General features: G+C 65.0%; 3 protein-coding genes and 1 pseudogene. All 4 read left to right on the forward strand.

Annotated features, from left to right (window positions below):
• The first annotated feature begins 174 nt into the window (after nt 1–174).
• Nucleotides 175–768, forward strand: a complete 594-nt coding sequence (locus G3436_RS15550) for an NAD(P)H-dependent oxidoreductase (RefSeq protein ID WP_163946528.1) — start codon at nt 175–177, stop codon at nt 766–768.
• Nucleotides 768–1,315 (forward strand): annotated as a pseudogene (locus G3436_RS15555) (DUF2867 domain-containing protein). Before G3436_RS15550 ends, G3436_RS15555 begins: the two are co-directional and overlap by 1 nt.
• Nucleotides 1,316–1,328: 13 nt before the next feature.
• Nucleotides 1,329–2,546: an AfsA-related hotdog domain-containing protein gene (locus G3436_RS15560; protein ID WP_163946532.1), complete on the forward strand. Its 1,218-nt coding sequence runs from the start codon at nt 1,329–1,331 to the stop codon at nt 2,544–2,546.
• A 5-nt stretch (nt 2,547–2,551) separates the two neighbouring features.
• A complete protein-coding gene (locus tag G3436_RS15565) occupies nt 2,552–2,821 on the forward strand; it encodes an oxidoreductase (RefSeq protein ID WP_163946535.1) in 270 nt (89 codons plus the stop codon).
• The last annotated feature ends 128 nt before the right edge of the window (nt 2,822–2,949 follow it).

The raw sequence follows: 2,949 nt of genomic DNA on the forward strand, positions 1-2,949 counted from the left end.
GCGGCGGCGCCGTTGCAGGTCGGCCCGCACTGGTTGTTCGCCTGCTGGATAGACGTGCCCGCCAGCACCTACACAATTGGTGAGGTTACACCGCTGCCAAGCTGTCGTTCAATGGACTGCGCGGCCTGAATGCCGCAGCCTTCAACTGGTTCACGCACTTAGAGAGAGTCAAGGATGGACAATGTCTTGGTTGTCGTCGGGCACCCGGACCTGGGCGCGTCCCGGGTCAGCGCCGCGATCGTCGCCGCGCTCGAACACACGTCGGTTACCCTCCACCCGCTGGCCAGCGCCATCACTCCGACAGGTTTCGACCTGGCGGCCGAGCAGCGCCTGCTGTGCGCGCATGAGCGTGTGGTGCTGCTGTTTCCGCTGTACTGGTATTCCTGCCCGGCGCTGCTCAAGCGCTGGATCGATGAGGTGTTCACCCCCGGCTTTGCCTATGCGCGCGGTGGCGACAAGCTCAAGGACAAGGAATTCCTCATCGTCACCAGCGTGGGGGCGCCGGCTTCCGGCTACCGCGCCGGCGGCTTCAACCGCTACACGCTGGACGAGTTGCTGCGCCCGTTGCAGCAGACCGTGGCGTATGTGAAAGGGCGCTACCTGCCGCCGTTGCCCGTGTTCGAGTCGGTGTTCATCGCCGGTGAGGCGCTGGAGCAAGCCGCTGCGCAGATTGCCCAGCGCATCGTGAGTGCGCACGAGTCACCCGACCAGGCCTATGAAAACCTGCTGCTCAAGGCCGAACAGGCGAGCATTGCGTTGCTGCAATGATGAACACCGTCAACGCAACGTGCGCGCTGGTAACCACTGCGGACGGCGTGCGGCTGGTGGCCGAGCCGGCGCGCCTGGACTTTCTGCATGCCACCGAGGTCGAGGTGGGCGGCATGCCGACTGCGCTGCAGGCCTACTGCGCGATGACCTCGGACATCCCGGCGTGGCTGAGTGGCGCGTTTCGCATACGCGACCTGATTTCACGCTACTTCAACGTCGACACCATTCAGGGCTTCACCCCGCGCGATGCGCAGCATCTGCCGGCGGTGGGTGAGCGCCTGGATTTTTTCACGGTCGAGGGCATCACGCCGCGCCAACTGGTGCTGACCTCGCGCGACACGCACCTGGCGGTCATGGTCTGCCTGGACCTGACCCCGTTGCCTGCCCGCGAGGCAGCGCCGCGGCTATGGCGGCTGCGCGTGACGACCTCGTCGAGCAGTTCAACACCTTCGGCCGCCTCTACATGGTGCCGGTGGCCCCCACCCACGGGCTGATTGTCAAACGCATGCTCAGGAACGCCGTAGCGGCGTACCCGCCCCAACGCTAGAACAGGTGATTACATGGATCGTCAATTACCCCTTACCCCCCACATCCTGCACAAGTCGGCCGCGGACGACGTGCTGCTCAGCGGCCTGATGGACATCCTGCCTGCCCAACTGGCAGACGCAACCGTCACGCAGATGCTGGCTGCGCTGGATCCAGCGCAATGCCAGTTGCTGCATTCGCTCTACCGGCAGGAACCGGTGGGCGTATGGATACTGCGCAGCATCCCGTTGTTCATCGAGGGCGATGCGCTGGCCGCGTTGTCCAGCTTTGAAATGGACCTGCAGGGGTTCTACCAGCCGGTGGCCGGCGGTTACCAGCTGACCGCGCAATGGCTGCCACGCCAGGTCGAAGCGTACCTGCAACGCCACCTGAACACCCCGCTGCTGGATGCCCACGCCGTGCGCCAGATGGCCGACCTGCTGTTCGAGTGGCCGCAATGGACCGTGTCCAGCCGTACCGCCTACACGGTGCTCAACGACACCAACAACTACTTCTTCTACAACAAGCCCCATGAGCATGTGCCCGGGCTGATGCTGATCGAGGTCGCGCGCCAGGCCATGTATCACTATGTCTACAGCCACACCGGGTACCGGCGCGGCGAGGTGTCGATCTCCATCGAAGACCTGAATGTCTCGTTCAGCAGCTACACCGAATCCACCTACGCGGTGGAGGTGGTGGTGGAGCACACCACCAGCGAAAAACGTCGCCAGCCACGCAGCATCGACAAGACCGCCACGTTCTTCCAGAACGGCGCGGTGGTGGCCACCCTGCGCCTGCGCGGCAATGTGATGAAGATGCCGCTGTTCAAGCGCATGCGCACCTTGAGCTTCCCCGAGCATCACTGGTTCAGCCCGTCGGCGCGGGTGCTGCCGGACGTCCTGTTGCAAACCGCCAGTGGCCACAGCTTTGTCGGGCAGTTGATGCACCTGTCGCTGACGGGCCTGCGGTTTCGTGGCAGCGCGACCGGGCTTGCCGGCGATCAGGCGATCAACCAGGCAGCGATCCATGTGCAGGGCATCGGCTTCATCAGCTTTGCGATCAAGGGCTGCCAGCCCGGCGAGGCCGAGGATGAGCGCATCGCCCACTTCGACGTGCTCGACAAGCAGACCCTGGTGGCGTTGAAGGAAGTGATCAAGTGTCACTGCTTCCACGCACCGGAGCAGACGCCGGTCCGTAGACTGGACGCCAGCAATGAGGCGCTGGCACCTGCATTCTCGCGCGTCGAAGGGTGACGGCGATGCCGGCGGGCTACGCGCTGACCCGCCAGCCACTGGCGCTGGGGCAGCACCTGCAGTTGCGCAACCGGGTGTACTTCGCGCCCATGGGGATCGACCTGGCGCAGGACGGTTGCATGACCGCGCAGATGCTCGAGTTCTATCAGGGCATCATCCGCGGCGGCTGCGCCATGGCTGTGCTCGCCAACTCGTCGGTAGACGCCACTACCCGCCTGCATGCACGCGGGCTGGGCCTTTACACCGAGCGCCAGGCACAGTGCCTGCGCCGTTGATCGAGTTCGGCCACCAGCAGCAGTGCCCGGTGGTGGTGCAGTTGCAGCACTATGGCGCGCAGGGCAACGCGCAGTTGGGCGGGGCGGCGTTGCTGGCGCCCAGCCGTGGCAACGGCACGCCGGGCCAC

It is taken from the genome of Pseudomonas brassicae (assembly GCF_010671725.1).
Taxonomy (GTDB): domain Bacteria; phylum Pseudomonadota; class Gammaproteobacteria; order Pseudomonadales; family Pseudomonadaceae; genus Aquipseudomonas; species Aquipseudomonas brassicae.

What these genes read in the sequence shown, in the direction of transcription:
- G3436_RS15550 (WP_163946528.1), top strand. Translation starts at nt 175, where the DNA reads ATGGACAATGTCTTGGTTGTCGTCGGGCACCCGGACCTGGGCGCGTCC.
- G3436_RS15560 (WP_163946532.1), top strand. Translation starts at nt 1,329, where the DNA reads ATGGATCGTCAATTACCCCTTACCCCCCACATCCTGCACAAGTCGGCC.
- G3436_RS15565 (WP_163946535.1), top strand. Translation starts at nt 2,552, where the DNA reads ATGCCGGCGGGCTACGCGCTGACCCGCCAGCCACTGGCGCTGGGGCAG.